Genomic DNA, 17,871 nt, shown 5'->3' on the forward strand with positions numbered 1-17,871 from the left:
CCGGGCCGCCCTCCACCCGCGCGAACGGAGTAACGTCGTGGGGTCGAGGCGGGCGCCGGAATCACACGGGGGTCCTGCCGCATGGAAGATCAGCGAAAGGCACGATGTGACCGACATCGAACGCGTCGGAGTGGTGGGCTGCGGCCAGATGGGCGCGGGCATCGCGGAGGTGTGTGCCCGCAGCGGCCTGGAGGTCAAGGTCGCCGAGACCACCGGCGAGGCCCTGGAAATCGGCCGTACCCGGCTGTACAACTCGCTCTCCAAGGCCGCCCAGCGCGGCAAGATCACCGAGGAGGAGCGCGACGCGACGCTCGCCCGGCTGAGCTTCACCACCGACCTCGGCGAGTTCGCCGACCGTGACCTGGTCATCGAGGCGGTCGTCGAGAACGAGCAGGTGAAGACCGAGATCTTCCAGGTCCTCGACCAGGTGGTGACCCGCCAGGACGCGATCCTCGCCTCCAACACCTCCTCCATCCCGCTGGTGAAGCTGGCCGTGGCGACGTCCCGCCCCGACCAGGTCATCGGCATCCACTTCTTCAACCCGGCCCCGGTGCAGCAGCTCGTCGAGCTGATCCCGGCGCTGACCACCTCCGAGGGCACGATCAGCCGCTCGCAGGCCGTGGTGGAGAAGGTGCTCGGCAAGCACGCGATCCGCGCCCAGGACCGTTCCGGCTTCGTCGTGAACGCGCTGCTGATCCCGTACCTCCTCTCCGCGATCCGGATGTTCGAGTCGGGCATCGCCAGCCGCGAGGACATCGACAACGGCATGGAGATGGGCTGCGCCCACCCCATGGGCCCGCTGAAGCTGGCCGACCTGATCGGCCTGGACACGGTCGCCTCGGTCGCGGACTCGATGTACGCCGAGTACAAGGAGCCCCTGTACGCCGCTCCCCCGCTGCTCCAGCGCATGGTGGACGCGGGGCGCCTGGGCCGTAAGACGGGCTCGGGCTTCTACCCGTACGCGTAACGCGGTCAGTAACGCACAGCGACGAACTTTCGCACGGGGTGTGCGGAGCGTGTTCGCATATGCCCTGCGCACACGCTCCCTCCACTTCGCCTCGGGGAGTTGACTCGGACCCGATCAGTCAACGAAGAGCGAAGAGGAGGAGCGGAAAACCGTGACCACCGATCCCGAACACTTAACGGCCGTCGAGGAGTTCGCAGAGCTGCGCCGCTGTCTCGACGTCGGGCTCGCCCGGATCGACGGGCAGCTCGCGCTGCTCGCCCAGCGCCACGGCCAGATCGACCGTGATCTGACCGATCTGGCCGTGCGCGTCACGGCACTGGAGCAGGCCAAGTGGCCGCTGCCCGCCGTCTCGGCGCTCACCGCCGTGGGCGCCCTCGCGGTGGCGGTCTGGCAGGCGCTGGGCAACTGATCCGCCGGTCCGCGTCAGCCCAGCCGGAGATGGTGCAGCATCAGCAGCCCGGCCGCCATGTTGGCGGCCGGGACCTCGCCGCGGGCGATCATGTCCGGGATGAGCTTCAGCGGTATCCATTCGCGGCGGGAGGACTCGAAGTCGTCCTCGGGGTGGCCGATGTAGGTCGCGTCCTCCGCCCAGTACAGATGGTGGCGGGCGTCGGTCAGGCCGTTGGACGGCTCGACGGTCAGGAGGTGCTGCAACGGACCCGGGCGCCACCCGGTCTCCTCCTCCATCTCCCGGGCGGCCGCCGCCGCGATGTCCTCGCCGTCCTCGACCACCCCCGCGGCGAGCTCCCAGCCCCAGCTGTCGGTGATGAACCGGTGCCGCCACAGCATCAGCACCTCGTTGGCCTCGTTGACGGCGGTCGCGACGGCCACCGGGCGCAGCCGGATGAGGAAGTGGTCCAGGTGCCGGCCGTCGGGGAGTGCGACATCCGCCAGGTTGACCTTGAACCAGCGGTTTTCATAGATGGTTTGTTCGCTCAGGTTCGTCCACTGCACTTTTCTGCCACCTTCCGACAAGTAGATGGCAATATCGCAGCAGGCCTACGGAGCGGGCGGAACGTCGCACCGGAAGCACGGGACGGTCACAGCGGCACGCGCAGCGCCCCGTCGATGAGATCCGCCGCCTCCTCCGCGTCGCTGCACCCGCTCGCCACCAGGTGCTCCCGCACCTCCCGCAACCGGTCCCGCAGCCGCTGCGACTCCATCCCCCGCGCCCGCTCGGCCATCTCGACCGCCGTCCGCGCCGCCCGGTCCGCCTCGCCCTGCCGCAGCTCTATCTGGCTGAGCATGGCGAGCCGGTGCACCCGCCCCCGGTCGTGCGCGGGAGTGCGCACGGCGGCCGCGGCATGCTCCCGCGCGCCGTCCAGGTCCCCCAGGCTCAGCAGCGCTTCGGCGACCTGGACGTTGACCAACCCCGGCTGGACGTAACCGGTCTCGTCCGGTTCATGGCCCGGCCGGATCCGCTCCGCCTCCGACTCGGCGCGCCGGATGCACCGCAGCGCACCGGCGCCGTCGCCGAGATGGGCGTACGCCTTCGCCTGCATCGCGTACAGGTCGGCGGCGAGCGCCGGGGTGATCTGCCGCCCGGCGGTACGCAGCGCCGCCTCCGCGAACGCCACCGCCTGCCGGTACTCCGCCATGAACAGCGACTGGTTGACCAGCAGGGCGATCACATAGGCGCCGAGCCCCCGGTCGCCGCTCGCCTTCGCCAGCCGCAGCGCCTGGTGGAAGTAGCGCTGGGCGAGCCCGTGCGCGTCCGAGTCGTACGCGCAGATGCCGGCGACCGCCACCAGCCCGCCGGTCGCCCGGTGCAACTGGCGGCCCAGGGCGTCGTTGTATCCGCCGCGCAGCAGCGGGGCGGTCTCCGCGTTGAGGAAGCCGACGATCCGGGCGCGGGTGGCGATCCCGCCCGCCCGGCGGTACATCAGCTCGTAGTGGGCGCGGGCCGCCCGCAGCATGGTGATGTCGGACATGCTGACGCGCGTGTGACCGTCGCGTGAGACGTCCGCGTCCTCCGGGGGGTTCTCCCACTCCCACACGGGCATGACGGCGGGGGTGCCGGTCACCGCCGGGGCGCCCAGTATGTGCGGCCGTTGCTGTTCGTCGGAGCGCCACAGGGCGGTGGCCCGCTCCACGAAGCCGGACAGCGGTGAGCCATGCGTGACGGCCGCCTCGCCGGGGACGCCGAGCCCGATGTCGTCGAGGGTGACCGGCCGGTGCAGCCGGGCGCCCAGCACCTCGCAGATCAGGTCGGGCACCTGGCCGCGCGGCCGCTGGCCCTTCAACCAACGTGCCACGGCCGTGTGTTCGTACCGCAGTGCCAGGCCTCTGGCGCGGCCGGCCTGGTTGACGTGGGCGGCCAGGCCCGCGTGCGATATCCCCGCCTCGTCGAGCAGGGCGTCGAGCAGGGTGTTGGGCTGCATGGGTGCCCCTCCGGTGACTCGGTGTGCCCAGAGTAGTGGAGCCGGGTTCGCACGGGGTGTGAACGGAATGCCCGTATCCGTGCCCCGCGCGCTCTGCCGCCATGCCCCCGGCGCCGGTTGACTGGGCGGTCTCTCACAGAGGCGGCCGGGCCGTCGGCTCCCCCTCGTACAGTGCGACGGCCCGCTGAAGCGCCGTCCGCCCTGCCGGATCTGCCCGACACTCCGCGGCACGGCGGGCGGCGCGGCCGCACCGTCCGTACCGGCCGCTATCGATTGGAGGGTGCAGGCCGGGTGCGGCGCAGCCCTGGGTCCGCGGACTGCGCCGGTACCCGGGAACGGTCGTCGCGACGGTCGTTGCGCACGACCATCAGGGCCACATCGTCGGTGAGCCGCCCGCCGGTGTGGCGCAACAGCGCCGCGTGCACCCGGTGGATCAGGGCCGCCGGGGGCACCGGCGCCTCGTGCAGGGCCTGGTCGAGCACGTCCTGGAGCCGGAAGAACCGCCCCGAGGCGTCCCGCGCGTCCTCGGCGCCGTCCGTGTGCAGGAACAGCGCCTCGCCGGGCGGCAGCGTCACGCACCGGTGCACGGGCAGCTCGTCCGGCAGCGGGAAGGCACCCAGCGGCGGCAAGGTCTCCCCGTCCACGACCTGCTCGGTCCGGCTGCCGAGCCGATAGGGCCATGGATGCCCGCAGTTGAGGGCCAGCACGGCACCGTCCCGGCGGATCTCCAGCAGCAGTACGGTGACGAACTCCTCCGCCGACGGACTGTCCGGATCCCACCCGCCGACCGCCGGGTGCTCCTCCCGCGCCCGCTCCCGCAGGTGCCGCCCCAGCGCCCGGTCCAGCCGCCGCAGTACGCCGCCGAGTTCGGGCTCGTCGTGCGCGGCCTCCCGGAAGCTGCCCAGCACGGCGGCGACCGCCCCGAGCGCGGCCAGCCCATGACCGCGTACGTCCCCGATCACGATCCGTACGCCGTGCGGGGTGGCGACCGCCTCGTACAGATCGCCGCCCACGGCCGCGCCCCGGGCGACGGACAGCTGGGCGGCGGCGACGGACAGGCCTTCGAGGCGGGGCGGCAGGGGGCGCAGCAACACCTGTTGGGCGGCCTGGGCGACGGCGCGTACCTGCTTCAGCTCCCTGGCCAGGCCGCGGCGGAGGCCCAGGACCAGGCCGGTGCCGACGGTGAAGAAGACGGCGCTGGTGGCGATCCGTGTGGCCGTCCCCTCCTGGTGGGCGAGGGGACAGGTGAGCTTCCACAGGACGGCGACGCCGCCCCAGAGGGCGGGCAGGGCGAGCGGGGCAAGGCGACGAACCCAGGCTCGCGTACGCAGCATGCGGACCGCCCTTCTCCAGGCCCCTCCTCACGGTCGGGACGATTCTGTCGATCGTCCACGGCAAGGGGGAAAGTCCACCAGGCTTCCCACTCGAACGAGTGAGGGGCATGGCCGGTGTTCCGGCCATGCCCCTCATCGCGCTTCGGATCGGTCAGGCGCCCCGCAGCACCGCGCCCGTCCGCTCGGCGGCCAGCGCCACCGCGGCGTCACGGGCGGCCGAGGCCTCCTCGACGGTCAGCGTGCGGTCGGCGGCACGGAACCGCAGCGCGTACGCGAGCGACTTCTTGCCCTCGCCGATCTGCTCGCCCTCGAAGACATCGAACAGCCGGATGGACTCGAGCAGGTCGCCCGCGCCCTCGCGCAGGGCCTTCCCCACCTCGGCGGACGGCACCTGCCGGTCCACGACCAGGGCGACGTCCTGCGTGGCGACCGGGAACGTCGAGATCCGGGGCGCGCGCACGGCACCGGCCGAGGCCTGCTCGACGGTGTCGAGGTTCAGCTCCATCGCGCACGTACGGGCGGGCAGGTGCAGCGCCTTGACGACACGCGGGTGCAGCTCACCGGCGTACCCGACGACCTGCTCCTCACCGTCCACCAGGACGGCCAGTTCGGCGCAGCGGCCCGGGTGCCACGGCCCGTACTGGCCCTGGCGCACGATGAGCTCGGCGCCGGCCTCTCGGGCGACGGTCCGGGCGGCCTCGATGGCGTCGGCCCAGTCGGACGGGCGGCCCTTGCCCCACCAGCCGGCCTGCTCGCGCGCCCCGGCGAGGACCACGGCGGCGTGCCGCGGCTGCTCGGGCAGGACGGCGTTGACGCCGGCGATCTCCTCGTCGGTCGGGCGCCGGTCGACGGGCAGCCGCACCGCGACGCCCGGCTCCCCGGCGGCCCGGAAGACCAGACCGGTCTCGAAGAGCGCCAGGTCGTGGCTGCCGCGGCCGTCGTTGCGGCGCAGCGCGCCGAGCAGGCCCGGCAGCAGCGCCGTGCGGAGCGCGGGCTCCTCGTCGGAGAGCGGGTTGACGAGCTTGACGACCTGGCGGCAGGTGTCGTCCGCCGGGATGTCGAGCTGGTCGAGGACCTGCTCGCTGATGAACGGGTAGTTCAGCGCCTCGACGTACCCGGCACCGGCCAGGGCGCGGCCCACGCGGCGGTGGGTGCGCTGGCGCTCGGTGAGCCCGCGGCCGGCCGGGGGCTTGGGGAGCGTGGAGGGCAGGTTCTCGTACCCCTCCAGCCGGATGACCTCTTCGGCGAGGTCGTTCGGCTCGTTCAGGTCGGGGCGCCAGGACGGGACGGTGACGATCAGCTCGTCCTGCCCGTACACGTCGCAGCCGACCTCCTGGAGGCGGCGGACGACGGTCTCGCGGCCGTACGTCACGCCCGCGACGCGGTCGGGGTGGTCGGCGGGCATCGTGATCGTGCGCGGCGCGGACGGCGCGACGATTTCGGTGACGCCGGCCTCGGCGGTGCCGCCCGCGAGGAGGACCAGCAGGTCGACGGTGCGCTGCGCGGCAGCGGCGGCGGCCTGCGGGTCGACGCCGCGCTCGAAGCGCTTGGACGCCTCGGAGGACAGCTTGTGGCGGCGCGCGGTGCGGGCGATGGAGATCGCGTCGAAGTGCGCGGCCTCGATGACCACCTCGGTCGTGCCCCGCACCTCGCCCGTCTCGGGGTCGGTCTCGGAGTCGGCGATCTCGGTGTTGGCGCCGCCCATGACACCCGCGAGGCCGATGGGGCCGCGGTTGTCGGTGATGAGCAGGTCGGCGGCGTCGAGGACGCGGACCGTGCCGTCGAGGGTGGTGATCTTCTCGCCGGCTTCGGCACGGCGGACCCCGATGGGCCCGTCGAGCCGGGAGCGGTCGTAGGCGTGCAGCGGCTGGCCGAGCTCCAGCATCACGTAGTTGGTGATGTCGACGGCGAGCGAGATCGGGCGCATGCCGGCCTTCTGGAGGCGGCGCTTCAGCCAGATCGGCGAGTGGGCCTCCGGGTCGAGGCCGACGACGGTGCGCGCGGTGAAGCGGTCGCAGCCGATCGGGTCGGAGACCTTGACCGGGTAGCCGTACGAGTTGGGCGTGGGCACGTCGAGCAGCGCCGGGTCGCGCAGCGGCAGGCCGTAGGCGATGGCGACCTCGCGGGCGATGCCGCGCATCGACAGGCAGTAGCCGCGGTCGGGCGTGACGGCGATGTCGAGGACCTCGTCGTACAGCTCCAGCAGCTCGGTGGCGTCGATGCCGACCTCGTACTCCGGCGGCAGCACGATGATGCCGTGCGTGCCGTCGTCACCCATGCCGAGCTCGTCGCCGGAGCAGATCATGCCGCGCGAGACCTTGCCGTACGTCTTGCGCTCGGCGATCCGGAAGTCGCCGGGGAGGACGGCGCCGGGCAGGGCCACGACGACCTTGTCGCCCTCGGCGAAGTTCCGGGCGCCGCAGATGATCTCCTGCGGCTCGCCGGTTCCGTTGGCGTCGCCGACGTCGACGGTGCAGAAGCGGATCGGCTTCTTGAACTCGGTGAGCTCCTCGATGGTGAGGACCCTGCCCACCACCAGCGGGCCCGTCAGGCCGGCGCCGAGCTGCTCGACGGTCTCGACCTCCAGCCCGGCCGACACCAGCTTGGCCTGTACGTCACGGCCGGTCTCCGTCGCCGGCAGGTCGACGTACTCCCGCAGCCACGAAAGCGGGACCCGCATCAGATCTCCATCCCGAACGGCCGGGTGAACCGGACGTCACCCTCGACCATGTCTCGCATGTCTTCGACGTTGTGGCGGAACATCAGCATCCGCTCGATGCCGAACCCGAAGGCGAATCCGCTGTACTTCTCGGGGTCCACGCCACAGGCGATCAGCACCTTGGGGTTGACCATTCCGCAGCCGCCCAGCTCGATCCAGCCCTCGCTGCCGCAGGTGCGGCAGGGCCGGTCCGCGTTGCCGACGGACTCGCCGCGGCAGACGTAGCAGAGCATGTCCATCTCGGCGGACGGCTCGGTGAACGGGAAGAAGTTCGGGCGGAGCCGGGTCTTCATGTCGGAGCCGAAGAGCGCCTGGACCATGTGGTCCAGGGTGCCCTTGAGGTCCGCCATGGTCAGGCCCTCGTCGACGGCGAGCAGCTCGATCTGGTGGAAGACCGGGGTGTGCGTGGCGTCGAGCTCGTCGGTGCGGTAGACGCGGCCGGGGCACACGACGTACACGGGCGGCTCGCGGTCGATGAGCGTGCGGGCCTGCACCGGGGAGGTGTGCGTGCGCAGCACGATGCCGGACTCGTCGCCGGAGGTGCCCTCCGGGCCCTCGACGAAGAAGGTGTCCTGCATCTGGCGCGCCGGGTGGTCCGGTACGAAGTTCAGGGCGTCGAAGTTGAACCACTCCGCCTCGACCTCGGGGCCCTCGGCGACCTCGTACCCCATGGAGACGAAGACGTCCGCGACGCGCTCCATGAGGGTGGTCAGCGGGTGGCGGGCGCCGGCCGGAACGCGGTCGTAGGGCAGCGTGACGTCCACAGCCTCCTCGACCAGCACGCGCGCGTCGCGCTCGGCCTCCAGCTCGGCCTGGCGGCCGGCCAGGGCCTTGTTCACGGCACCGCGGGCCTGGCCGACACGCTTGCCGGCCTCGGCCTTGGCGTGCGGCGGCAGGGCGCCGATCTCCCGGTTGGCGAGCGCGAGCGGCGAGGTGGGGCCGGTCTGGGCGACCTTGGCCTCGTGGAGCGCGTCGAGGTCACCGGCGGCCGCGAAGGCGGCGAGCGCCTCGTCCCGCATGCGCTCGATCTCTTCCGGTTTCAGTGCCTCGACCTCGACTGGGTCGTACGACTTGTTCGGTGCCGACATCTCTTCCCGTACTTCCGATGGGCTGGCTGGGGCCCCCGCTCGACGACCGAGGACGCAAAGGTGCCAAAGGACGAGTCTAACGGGGTGTGGGCAGGCGGATGAGCCGCGGATCAGCCCGTGGACGTCCTGGACCCTCTGTCACGTGAGATACGAGGGGGCGCCCACGGGCAACGTAAATCGGAACTGGGCGCCACCGGCGGGTCCGCGGCCGACGCTGATCGTGCCGCCGTGCGCCTCGACGATGCCCTTGACGATGTACAGGCCGAGGCCGGTCCCGCCGCGCTTGCTCCCCCGCCAGAAGCGGGTGAAGACACGGCCCATCGACTCCTCGGGGATGCCGGGGCCTTCGTCGCTCACGGTGACGGCCGTTCCCTTCTCGTCGTCGGTGGGGCCGGTGGGGGCCACCTCGATGGTGACGGTTCCCTCGCCGTGGCGCACGGCATTTTCGAGCAGGTTGCCGAGGACCTGGTCAATTTTGTCCGGGTCCGCCCACAGATCGGGCAGCGGGCGGCGTACGCGGACGAAGAACCGGTCCGGCGACTGGCCGCGCGTGGTGTGTGCCTGGATGTGGCGGCCGATGGCGGCGGCGATGTCGACCGGCTGGCGGCGAACTTCGAGGCGGCCGGAGTCTATTCGGGAGATGTCGAGGAGCTCGGCGATCAGCCGGGTGACACGGTTGGCGTCGGCGTCGACGGTCTCCAGCATCAGCCGCTTCTGGTCGTCGGTGAACCGCTCCCACTTGGCGAGCAGGGTCGCGGTGAAGCCCTTGACGGAGGTGAGCGGCGAGCGCAGCTCGTGGGCGACGGTGGCGATCAGCTCGGCGTGGCTGCGCTCGGTGCGGCGCCTCGCCTCGGTGCCGCGCAGCGTGACGACGACCTTCCGTACGGGGCCGAGGGGCTCCTCGCGCACATAGCGGGCGGCGACGAGCACCTCCCGGTTGCCGGGCAGCAGCAGGTTGCGCTCGGGCTGCCCGACGCGGATGGCGAGGCCGCCGTACGGGTCGGTCAGCGCCCACCAGCGCCGCCCCTTGAGGTCCTCCAGCGGCAGCGCCTGCTCCAGCGGCCGCCCGAGCGCCTCCGCGCGCGGTACGGCGGTGAGGCGTACGGCCGTGGCGTTGAAGCAGACCACCCGGCCGTTCTCGTCGGCGACGACGAGCCCGTCGGGAAGGTCGTCGGGGTCGATCCCGGGCGCGCCGGGACCGGCGGAATCGCCCACGCCCACTAAGGCGCCCTCCCCTGCAGCGGGCCTGCTGGTGCCGACCGTCATCCCCGTCTCCCACCCCTCCGTGTGACGCAGTGGGCCCCCGAGCCCGTCACCCTACTAGCTGGAGGTGACGGAGCGGCACCCTCCGGCAGCACGCTGCGCACGCGCGGAGCCGTAGAGGCATACGGCCGCGGCGGTCGCCAGGTTCAGGCTCTCGGCCTTGCCGTGGATCGGCACGCGTACGACGGCGTCCGCGAGGGCGCGGGTCTCCTCGGGCAGGCCCCACGCCTCGTTGCCGAAGATCCAGGCGGTGGGCCCGCCCATGGTGCCCGCGTCGAGCTCGGCGTCCAGGTCGTCCTCACCCGCCCCGTCGGCGGCCAGGATCCGCAGCCCGGCGCCCTTGAGCCCGGCGACGGCCTGCTCGACGGGGACGCCGACGGCGACCGGGAGGTGGAAGACGGAGCCGACCGAGGCACGCACGGCCTTGGGGTTGTAGAGGTCCACGGAGGCGTCCGTGAGGACGACCGCGTCGGCGCCGGCGGCGTCGGCGCACCGCAGCACGGTCCCGGCGTTGCCGGGGTCGCGTACGTGGGCGAGGACGGCGACCAGCTTGGGGCGGGCCGTGAGGATCTCCTCGAACGGCGAGTCCAGGAACCGGCACACCCCGAGCAGCCCCTGCGGGGTGACGGTCTGCGAGACCTCGGCGAGCACGGCGTCGGAGGCGTGGTGGACGCGGGCGCCGGTGGCGCGGGCGGCCTCGACGATGTCGGCGTACCGCTCGGCGGCCTCGACCGTGGTGAACAGCTCCACCAGGGTGGGCTCCCCGCCGCTGCAGTGCGCGACGGCCTCGCGCACGGCCTGGGGGCCCTCGGCGATGAACAGGCGCTCCTTGCCCCGGAAGTTGCGCTTGGCGAGCCGCCGGGCCGCGATGACGCGCGGGGAGCGGGGGGAGATCAGCTCAGGGGTGCCCATGGTGGTCGGCGGCTCTCTTCTCGTACGCACGGGGGTTGAACAGACCGGACCCGCAGGCTCGGGGCCTGCGGGTCCGGAGGGAAGAACTGCGGCCTGAAGATCAGGCGGCGGCCTTCGGGGCGTTGACGTCGCTCGGGAGCGCCTTCTGGGCGACCTCGACGAGCGCGGCGAACGCGCCCGCGTCGTTGACCGCGAGCTCGGCCAGGATCTTGCGGTCCACCTCGATGTTGGCGGCCTTCAGACCCTGGATGAGGCGGTTGTACGTCATGCCGTTGGCGCGGGCAGCGGCGTTGATGCGCTGGATCCACAGCTGACGGAAGTCGCCCTTGCGCTTCTTGCGGTCGTTGTAGTTGTAGACCAGCGAGTGGGTGACCTGCTCCTTGGCCTTGCGGTACAGGCGCGAACGCTGGCCGCGGTAGCCGCTGGCCTGCTCGAGGATCGCCCGGCGCTTCTTGTGGGCGTTGACTGCCCGCTTGACGCGTGCCACTTGTTAACTCCTTGTAGCGGGGCCGTGGGTGGACTCACACGGCCCGGAAACGATATGGGTCCCGGTGTCGGGCTGCCCTCGTCACCGAGGGCGGGATGTCAGTCAGATGCCCAGCATCTTCTTGATCTTGGCGCTGTCACCCGGGGCCATCTCGGCGTTGCCGGTGAGGCGACGCGTCAGCTTGGACGACTTGTGCTCGAGCAGGTGGCGCTTGCCGGCGCGCTCGCGCAGGATCTTGCCGGAGCCGGTGACCTTGAAGCGCTTCTTGGCACCGGAGTGCGTCTTGTTCTTCGGCATAGCGCCGTTCTCTCCTCGTCAGTGGCGCTCCCAGCCGGTCCGGAGACCGGCACACGGGAGCGTCAGATGTGTCGGTTGAATCCTGGGCGGGTGCCCGGGGATCAGGCCTCGGCAGCCTCGTCGGCGGGCTCGTCCACGTGGACGGCCTCGTCCGCGTGGGCGGGCTGGCCCTGGCGCTCCGCCTTGCGGGCGGCCTGCGCCTCACGGGCCTCGGCCATTGCCTCGGTCTTCTTCTTGTGCGGTCCGAGAACCATGATCATGTTCCGGCCGTCCTGCTTGGGGTTCGACTCGATGAACCCGAGGTCCTGGACGTCCTCCGCCAGCCGCTGCAGCAGCCGGTAGCCGAGCTCCGGCCGGGACTGCTCGCGACCACGGAACATGATCGTGATCTTGACCTTGTCGCCCTGCTTGAGGAACCGGACGACGTGACCCTTCTTGGTGTCATAGTCGTGCGGGTCGATCTTCGGCCGGAGCTTCATCTCCTTGATGACCGTGTGCGCCTGGTTCTTGCGCGCCTCACGGGCCTTCATGGCCGACTCGTACTTGAACTTCCCGTAGTCCATGAGCTTGCAGACCGGCGGACGGGCGTTCGCCGCGACCTCGACGAGATCGAGGTCGTACTCCTGCGCAAGCTCCAGGGCCTTGGCAAGCGGGACAATCCCGACCTGCTCGCCGCTGGGACCGACAAGTCGCACCTCGGGAACGCGAATCCGGTCGTTGATGCGGGGCTCGGCGCTGATGGATCCTCCTCGGTAGCACCACGCGAACGCCTGGCGGACGGACGCGTAACGTCTGTTTCGTAAGACCAACCGCGCCGGTGCATGAAAAATGCCCCGGACGGGACACAGGCGGGGCTCCTCGTGCTACCGGAGCACCGCCACGGCGTACCGCGGGGCGCACATCGGGCGGCTCCATCGTCCGTACGGAACGATGGGCGCCACCTGACCGGTGACCCGCCGTCCCGAGGGACGGCCAGGTGGGAGATCGGAGCCTCCACTTGTGGGCCGGATCACGAGTCGTGTCCAGCCGGTCGTCACACCAGGTTAGCAGCTCCTGGTGGGTGGGGCTAACGGGGCACGGGGCGCCTATCGTGTGGGGCATGAGTGACGCCACGCCGAGCAACGCCTCCGCCGACCGGACCACCGACTACGAGACCATGACCCGCGACATCGCGGAGGTCCCCGCGGTCGAGGTGATCGTGACGGTCGCCGTCAACCTGATGAGCGCCGCCGCGGTCAAGCTCGGGCTCACCGAGGAGGGCGACCAGTACAAGGACCTCGACGAGGCGCGCAAGCTGATCCACGCGCTGGCGGGTCTGCTGGACGCGGGCGCGACGGAGATCTCCTCGTTCCACGCCGCCCCCCTGCGGGACGGCCTGAAGTCGCTCCAGCTCGCGTTCCGCGAGGCTTCGCTCGTCCCCGACGAGCCGGGCCAGGGACCGGGCGAGAAGTACACGGGGCCGGTCTACGGCTGACGGCCGCGCTGACGGGCCGGGTGGCCCGCACCCGGGGCCGGCCGTGCCTGGGGGCACGGGGGGCCGCTCCCCGGGTGACCGCAGCGACGGGGCCGGTCTACGGCTGACGGCCACGCCGCTGGGCGCCGGGCTTCGGCTGACGGCCGCCGGGTGGCGCGCATCCGGGCCGGTACGGGGGCGCCCTCCGGGGCGGTATTCGCCGACGTTCTCGGCTGGATCAGTTGCGTACGTAGAAGGGCTCGCCCGGGGGCGTGGCCGTGGCCGGCAGGAGTGCCAGGTCGAGGCCGCGCACCAGGCGGGCCCTCAGTGTTTCGTCGGCCGCCAGGGCGCGGGCGACGCGCTGGGCCGCCTCGGCGGGGGGCGCGTCCGGGGCGAGGACCAGGGCGAGGGTGCCGTCCGCGGTGCCGGGGCCGAGGTGGGCGCGGAGGACGGCGGGCTCGGCGGCGACCGCCGTGCGTACCGCCTCCCTGACGGCGGGGTCGGCGAGCGGGTCGGTGGAGGTGCGGCCCTCGGCCAGGGCGAGCAGCGCGGGGCCGGTCAGCTGGTACGGCACGGGTCCCGCGAGGTCGAGTACGAGCGTGTCGGCCTTCTCGTGGGCGGCGGCCTGGAGCGCCTGGTGCAGGGGTACGGCGACGGGGCGGGCGGCCGGGTCCCAGAGGGCGAGCGACTCCAGGGACGTGAACGCGGGCAGCGCGCGGCGGTCACCCGCGGTGAGGGTCGGCACGGCCATGTCGCTGGTCTTCTCGCGGCGCAGTCCGGTCTCCTCGTCCTCCTCGACCTCGCCGAGGACGGCGACGACGGGGACGAGCAGCCGGGCGCCCTTGAGGGCGGCGAGGACGCGCGGCTTGGCGGCCCGGTCCTGGGCCCAGGCCGCGAGGGCCGCGGCCAGCTCGGGTTCGGCGGTGCCGTCGTCGTCGGAGAAGCCGGGGTCAGGGATGTTCTTGAGCGCCACGCGACGAGCCTAACCGCGCGGGTCAGCGCCCGGTGGCGCGGCCCCCGCGCCACAGGACGACCGCGGCGGCCAGCAGGAGCACGCCGAGGGCGCCGGTGACGGGCGCGAGCAGCCCGGCGCCCTGTTCCTCCTCGGGCGCGGCCACCGGTCCCGTACCGAAGTACCGCTTGCCGTAGCCGGTGGTGGCGGCCTTGAGGTCGGCCGGGCGCAGTTTCCCGCCCGCCTCGATCGCGGCGGCCGGGTCGACCGTCCCGTACCCCTTGTCGATGTCATGGCCGCCGCCCTCGGGGCGGTCGCGGGCGGTGTCGGTGAGGAGCTTCTTCACCTGGGCGGGGCTCAGGCCGGGGTGGGCGGCCCTGACAAGGGCGACGGCGCCCGAGACGAACGCCGACGCGGCGCTGGTGCCCCACCCCTCGTAGTACTTCCGGTCCGGGTCGGCGATGACGATGTCGACGCCGGGCGCGCTGACGGTGGCGTACCAGCGGCTGGTGGAGAACGCGGCGTGGGTGCCGTACCGGTCGACGGCGGTGACCGCGATGACGCCCGGATAGGCGGCGGGGTACGAGATGTGGTCGCCCTTGTCGCCGCCGTTGCCGGCCGAGGCGACGACGACGGCGCCCTTGGACAGGGCGTACTGGACGGCCGCGTCCTCGCCCGCGTCGGGGTGGGCGGACTCGCTGTCGTCGCCGAGGGAGAGGTTGATCACGTCGGCGCCCTGGTCGACGGCCCAGCGGATGCCCTGGGCGAGGGCGGTGCCACGGGTGTTGCGGGCCTTGGTGCGGGCCGGGTCGCCGCCTTCGAGGATGACGCGGACGGGGAGGATCTTCGCCTCGGGCGCGATCCCGAGGACGCCGTCCTCACGGCCGTCGCCGTGTCCGTGGCCCGCGATGATGCCGGCCATGGCGGTGCCGTGGCGGGCCCAGGCACGGTCGCCGCGCTTGGCGCCGAAGCCGATGAGGTCCTTGCCGGGCAGGACGTTGCCCGCGAGGTCGGGGTGGGTGGCGTCGACGCCGGTGTCGAGGACGGCGACGGTGATGCCCTCGCCCTGGGTGGTGCGCCAGGCCTCGGTCGTATGCATCGCTTCGAGGCCCCACTGCTGGGCGCGGATGGCGTCGGCGTGGGCGGGGGTGGCGGGGAGGACGGCCAACGCGGTGGCGGCGAGTGCGGCGGCGAAGGCGGTACGGCGGCGGTGGGTCATCGGGGCTCCTGCGTGGCCTTTCCGGCCGTCGCCGTCGTACGGAGGCCACGTTCGATCCGGTCGGCGATGCCGTCGGCGTCGTGGCCGAGCCCCGCCTGGGCGGGCGCGCTCGTCTGGCCCTCGGCCATCGCCTCGGCGGCGGGCTGCGGGTCGTCGACGGTACGGCCGTCGGCGAAGCCGGACACCGCGTAGACGATGACGGGTACGTCGGTGAGGACGCTCACCCGCCAGCTCGCCCGCTGCGGGTCGCCGAACCCGGCGGCGACGGTGCCGGGGGCGGCGAGGGTGCGGGGCAGGAGGTCGGTGCGTTCGTCGAGGCTCTCGTCCGTGAAGCGGGTGCGCAGCGCGGTCATGCCGGGGCGGTCGGCGTCCGTGAAGACCATGCCGACGGTGGTGACGCTGGTGGAGGTGGCGTCGGCGTACGTGGCGCGCAGCACGCGCTCGCAGCCCACCGGCTGCAGGGCCCTGACCAGGAGGGGGTCCAGGGCCCCGGTGCACGGCCCGTCGGGCGCGACGGCGACGCGCGTCCAGGTCCGGTCGGCGCGGCCGGGTCCGGCGCCCTCGCCGTCGAGGGTGCGGGGGAAGAGCGTGTCGACGGGGACGCTGTGCCAGATGGTGCGGGCCTCGGTGAAGCGGTCCGCCGCGGAGGCGTGGGCGGCCGAGTCGCCCACGAGCCACGCCCCGGCGGCGGCCCCGCCGGTGAGCCCGAGCCCCAGGACGAGGCAGGCGACGGCCGCCGCCGCGCGGGCCGGGTGCCGGCTGCGGACGGGCCGCAGGCGGGTGGTGGTCTCGACGGGCGCCTCGGGCGGCATCCAGTAGGGCTGAGCGGCGCGCGGGGCGAGGGCCCCGGGGCGGGGGGTGAGGTCGACGGCACCGACGGGCCGCCGCCGCGTGGGCGGCGTGACCGGCGCCGGCGGGACGGAGGGCGGGGCGGAGGGCGCGGGGGCCGAGGGCGCGGGGGCCGAGGGCGACGGCGCGGCCACGGACTCACGCACGGGCCGCAGCCGGGCGGTGGTCTCGACGGCCGACGGGGTGGGCTCCGGCTGGGCGTTAGTCGCCGACGCCGGGGCGGTGGGGTGCGCCGGGCGGAGCCCGTGGGCCGGGGCGGTGCCGGAAGCGGCGCCCGGAACTTCCTCGGACGCCGGAGCCGAGGCCGAAGCGGTGACCGGGCGGGCGCCGGGCGCGGGAGTTGCGGCGGGCGCCGGGGCCGGGGCGCTGGAGGGGGCCGGGACGGCTCCGGGCCCGGGGGCCGTAGTGGCGGCCGGGCGGGCGCCGGTTGCCGGCTCCGGAGCAGTGGCCGCGTTGGCGGCGGGCGCCGGGGGCGGAGTGGTGGCCGGGGTCGGCGGTATCGGGGGCGGCGGCGTGGGGCGGCGCGGGGCGTCCGGGATGCGCGAGGACGGGTGTCGTGCCTCGGTGCTCATCCGCCCCCCTGGTGTCGTCCGGATCGCCTTGCGGGGCAGGCCCGTTCGTCAGCGCGTGCGGGTAACTCTACGGGCTGTGCCGGCCCCGACGGGAACGAGGCCGCAGGTCGGGGCGGATCTGACCGGAACGTCCCCCTACCCCCTGGTAGGCAGGTCTGGCAGGCTCTGGCCATGACTCCGCGTGCCGCTGACCGAGCCCGGTACGACCGGGCCACCGCCCATCTGGACGCCCCCGTCGCCGTCGTCGACCTGGAGGCGTTCGACGCGAACGCCGACGATCTCGTCCGACGGGCCGGTGGGAAGCCGATACGGGTGGCGAGCAAGTCCGTACGCTGCCGGGCGCTGCTGGAGCGGGTGCTGGCCCGGGACGGGTTCGCCGGGATCATGTCGTTCACGCTGGACGAGTCGCTGTGGCTGGCGCGGGCCGGGTTCGACGACGTACTGCTGGCGTATCCGTCGGCCGACCGGGCCGGCTTCTCGGAGCTCGCGCGGGACGCGAAGCTCGCGGGCGCGGTGACCGTGATGGTGGACGACCCGGCGCAGTTGGAGCTGATCGACCAGGCCCGCGAGGGTGGCGCCGAGGAGATCCGGGTCTGTCTGGAGCTGGACACGTCGCTGCGCCTGCTGGGCGGTCGGGTACGGATCGGGGCGCGGCGTTCGCCGCTGCGTACCCCGGCGCAGGTGGCGGAGCTGGCGCGGGCGGTCGCGCGGCGCCCGGGGTTCCGGCTCGTCGGGCTGATGGCGTACGAGGGTCATGTGGCGGGCGTCGGGGACGCGATCACGGGGCGGCCCCTCCGCTCCCGTGCCGTGCGGTTGATGCAGGCGGCGGCCCGCAGGGAGCTGGCGGCGCGCCGGGCGGCCGTGGTGGCGGCGGTACGGGCGGTGGCGCCGGACCTGGAGTTCGTCAACGGCGGCGGTACGGGGAGCGTCCAGCACACGGCCGCCGAGGACGCGGTGACCGAGATCGCGGCCGGGTCGGGGCTCTTCGTGCCGCGGCTGTTCGACAACTACACGTCGTTCACGGGCCGTCCGGCGGCGCTGTTCGCGCAGCCCGTGGTCCGGCGCCCGGGCGTCGGCGTGGTCACCGTGCTGGGCGGCGGGTACCCCGCGTCGGGTGCGGCGGGCGCGGACCGGCTGCCGGTCCCGTACCTCCCCGAGGGGTTGCGCTACGACCCGCAGGAGGGTGCCGGTGAGGTGCAGACCCCGCTGTTGGGCTCCCCCGCCGACGATCTGCTGATCGGCGACAAGGTGTGGTTCCGGCACGCGAAGGCGGGCGAGCTGTGCGAGCGGTTCGACACGCTGCACCTGATCGAGGGCGACCGGGTCACGGCGGCCGTACCGACGTACCGGGGCGAGGGCCGGACCTTCTTGTAGGCGG

At 73.2% G+C, this 17,871-nt stretch carries 17 protein-coding genes; 4 read left to right on the plus strand and 13 right to left on the minus strand.

Translation table 11 applies throughout. The annotated features are described in order from the left end of the window. Nucleotides 1–106: 106 nt before the first annotated feature. Nucleotides 107–967 carry a 3-hydroxybutyryl-CoA dehydrogenase gene (locus BKD26_RS10090; RefSeq protein WP_073758237.1) on the plus strand — a complete coding sequence of 287 codons (861 nt, stop codon included), beginning with the start codon at nucleotides 107–109 and terminating at the stop codon, nucleotides 965–967. 151 nt (nucleotides 968–1,118) lie between these two features. Further along, entirely contained in the window at nucleotides 1,119–1,376 is a 258-nt protein-coding gene (locus tag BKD26_RS10095; protein WP_084897501.1) for a hypothetical protein, read from the plus strand. Between the two features lie 14 nt (nucleotides 1,377–1,390). Here the strand turns inward: BKD26_RS10095 and BKD26_RS10100 are convergent, their stop codons facing one another. The 10 genes from BKD26_RS10100 to infC form a co-directional block, all read right to left on the minus strand. Further along, nucleotides 1,391–1,921, minus strand: coding sequence for an NUDIX domain-containing protein (locus tag BKD26_RS10100; protein ID WP_084897502.1), 531 nt, complete (start codon nucleotides 1,919–1,921; stop codon nucleotides 1,391–1,393). Nucleotides 1,922–2,007: 86 nt separating this feature from the next. Next, nucleotides 2,008–3,348 carry a transcriptional regulator gene (locus BKD26_RS10105; protein WP_084897503.1) on the minus strand — a complete coding sequence of 447 codons (1,341 nt, stop codon included), beginning with the start codon at nucleotides 3,346–3,348 and terminating at the stop codon, nucleotides 2,008–2,010. 266 nt (nucleotides 3,349–3,614) lie between these two features. Further along, a complete protein-coding gene (locus tag BKD26_RS10110; RefSeq protein ID WP_084897504.1) occupies nucleotides 3,615–4,682 on the minus strand; it encodes a PP2C family protein-serine/threonine phosphatase in 1,068 nt (355 codons plus the stop codon). A 151-nt stretch (nucleotides 4,683–4,833) separates the two neighbouring features. Beyond that, on the minus strand, nucleotides 4,834–7,362 hold the full coding sequence (gene pheT, locus BKD26_RS10115) for a phenylalanine--tRNA ligase subunit beta (protein ID WP_084897505.1): 2,529 nt from the start codon (nucleotides 7,360–7,362) through the stop codon (nucleotides 4,834–4,836). Then, nucleotides 7,362–8,489: a phenylalanine--tRNA ligase subunit alpha gene (gene pheS, locus BKD26_RS10120; protein ID WP_084897506.1), complete on the minus strand. Its 1,128-nt coding sequence runs from the start codon at nucleotides 8,487–8,489 to the stop codon at nucleotides 7,362–7,364. Before pheS ends, pheT begins: the two co-directional genes overlap by 1 nt. A gap of 138 nt (nucleotides 8,490–8,627) precedes the next feature. Beyond that, nucleotides 8,628–9,704 (minus strand): ATP-binding protein, encoded by a 1,077-nt coding sequence (locus BKD26_RS10125; RefSeq protein ID WP_241518594.1) that lies wholly within the window; start codon nucleotides 9,702–9,704, stop codon nucleotides 8,628–8,630. Nucleotides 9,705–9,809: 105 nt separating this feature from the next. Continuing rightward, nucleotides 9,810–10,664: an RNA methyltransferase gene (locus BKD26_RS10130; protein ID WP_084897508.1), complete on the minus strand. Its 855-nt coding sequence runs from the start codon at nucleotides 10,662–10,664 to the stop codon at nucleotides 9,810–9,812. A gap of 100 nt (nucleotides 10,665–10,764) precedes the next feature. Continuing rightward, nucleotides 10,765–11,151, minus strand: a complete 387-nt coding sequence (gene rplT, locus BKD26_RS10135) for a 50S ribosomal protein L20 (protein ID WP_073758255.1) — start codon at nucleotides 11,149–11,151, stop codon at nucleotides 10,765–10,767. A gap of 102 nt (nucleotides 11,152–11,253) precedes the next feature. After that, nucleotides 11,254–11,448 (minus strand): 50S ribosomal protein L35, encoded by a 195-nt coding sequence (gene rpmI, locus BKD26_RS10140; RefSeq protein WP_041128339.1) that lies wholly within the window; start codon nucleotides 11,446–11,448, stop codon nucleotides 11,254–11,256. A 101-nt stretch (nucleotides 11,449–11,549) separates the two neighbouring features. After that, complete coding sequence (gene infC, locus BKD26_RS10145) at nucleotides 11,550–12,257, minus strand: translation initiation factor IF-3 (protein ID WP_084897509.1); 708 nt, start codon at nucleotides 12,255–12,257, stop codon at nucleotides 11,550–11,552. A gap of 290 nt (nucleotides 12,258–12,547) precedes the next feature. Between infC and BKD26_RS10150 the strand changes: the two genes are divergently transcribed. Beyond that, nucleotides 12,548–12,922 carry a DUF1844 domain-containing protein gene (locus BKD26_RS10150; RefSeq protein ID WP_084897510.1) on the plus strand — a complete coding sequence of 125 codons (375 nt, stop codon included), beginning with the start codon at nucleotides 12,548–12,550 and terminating at the stop codon, nucleotides 12,920–12,922. Nucleotides 12,923–13,139: 217 nt separating this feature from the next. On the opposite strand, the gene BKD26_RS10155 is transcribed toward BKD26_RS10150, so the two are convergent. From BKD26_RS10155 to BKD26_RS42235, 3 genes are read right to left on the minus strand one after another with little or no spacing between them, the layout of a single operon-like run. Continuing rightward, a complete protein-coding gene (locus tag BKD26_RS10155; RefSeq protein ID WP_084897511.1) occupies nucleotides 13,140–13,874 on the minus strand; it encodes an SseB family protein in 735 nt (244 codons plus the stop codon). A gap of 22 nt (nucleotides 13,875–13,896) precedes the next feature. Further along, the gene (gene mycP / locus BKD26_RS10160) at nucleotides 13,897–15,072 is read right to left on the minus strand and encodes a type VII secretion-associated serine protease mycosin (protein WP_084897512.1); all 1,176 of its coding nucleotides are present in this window, start codon (nucleotides 15,070–15,072) and stop codon (nucleotides 13,897–13,899) included. Next, on the minus strand, nucleotides 15,069–16,493 hold the full coding sequence (locus tag BKD26_RS42235; protein WP_347104656.1) for a hypothetical protein: 1,425 nt from the start codon (nucleotides 16,491–16,493) through the stop codon (nucleotides 15,069–15,071). Before BKD26_RS42235 ends, mycP begins: the two co-directional genes overlap by 4 nt. Before the next feature lie 171 nt (nucleotides 16,494–16,664). Here BKD26_RS42235 and BKD26_RS10175 point away from each other — a divergent pair, with 171 nt between their 5' ends. After that, nucleotides 16,665–17,867 (plus strand): amino acid deaminase/aldolase, encoded by a 1,203-nt coding sequence (locus BKD26_RS10175; protein WP_084897514.1) that lies wholly within the window; start codon nucleotides 16,665–16,667, stop codon nucleotides 17,865–17,867. Nucleotides 17,868–17,871 lie beyond the last annotated feature (4 nt).

Origin of the sequence: Streptomyces sp. CB03238, from assembly GCF_002099185.1 — a bacterium.
GTDB lineage: Bacteria > Actinomycetota > Actinomycetes > Streptomycetales > Streptomycetaceae > Streptomyces.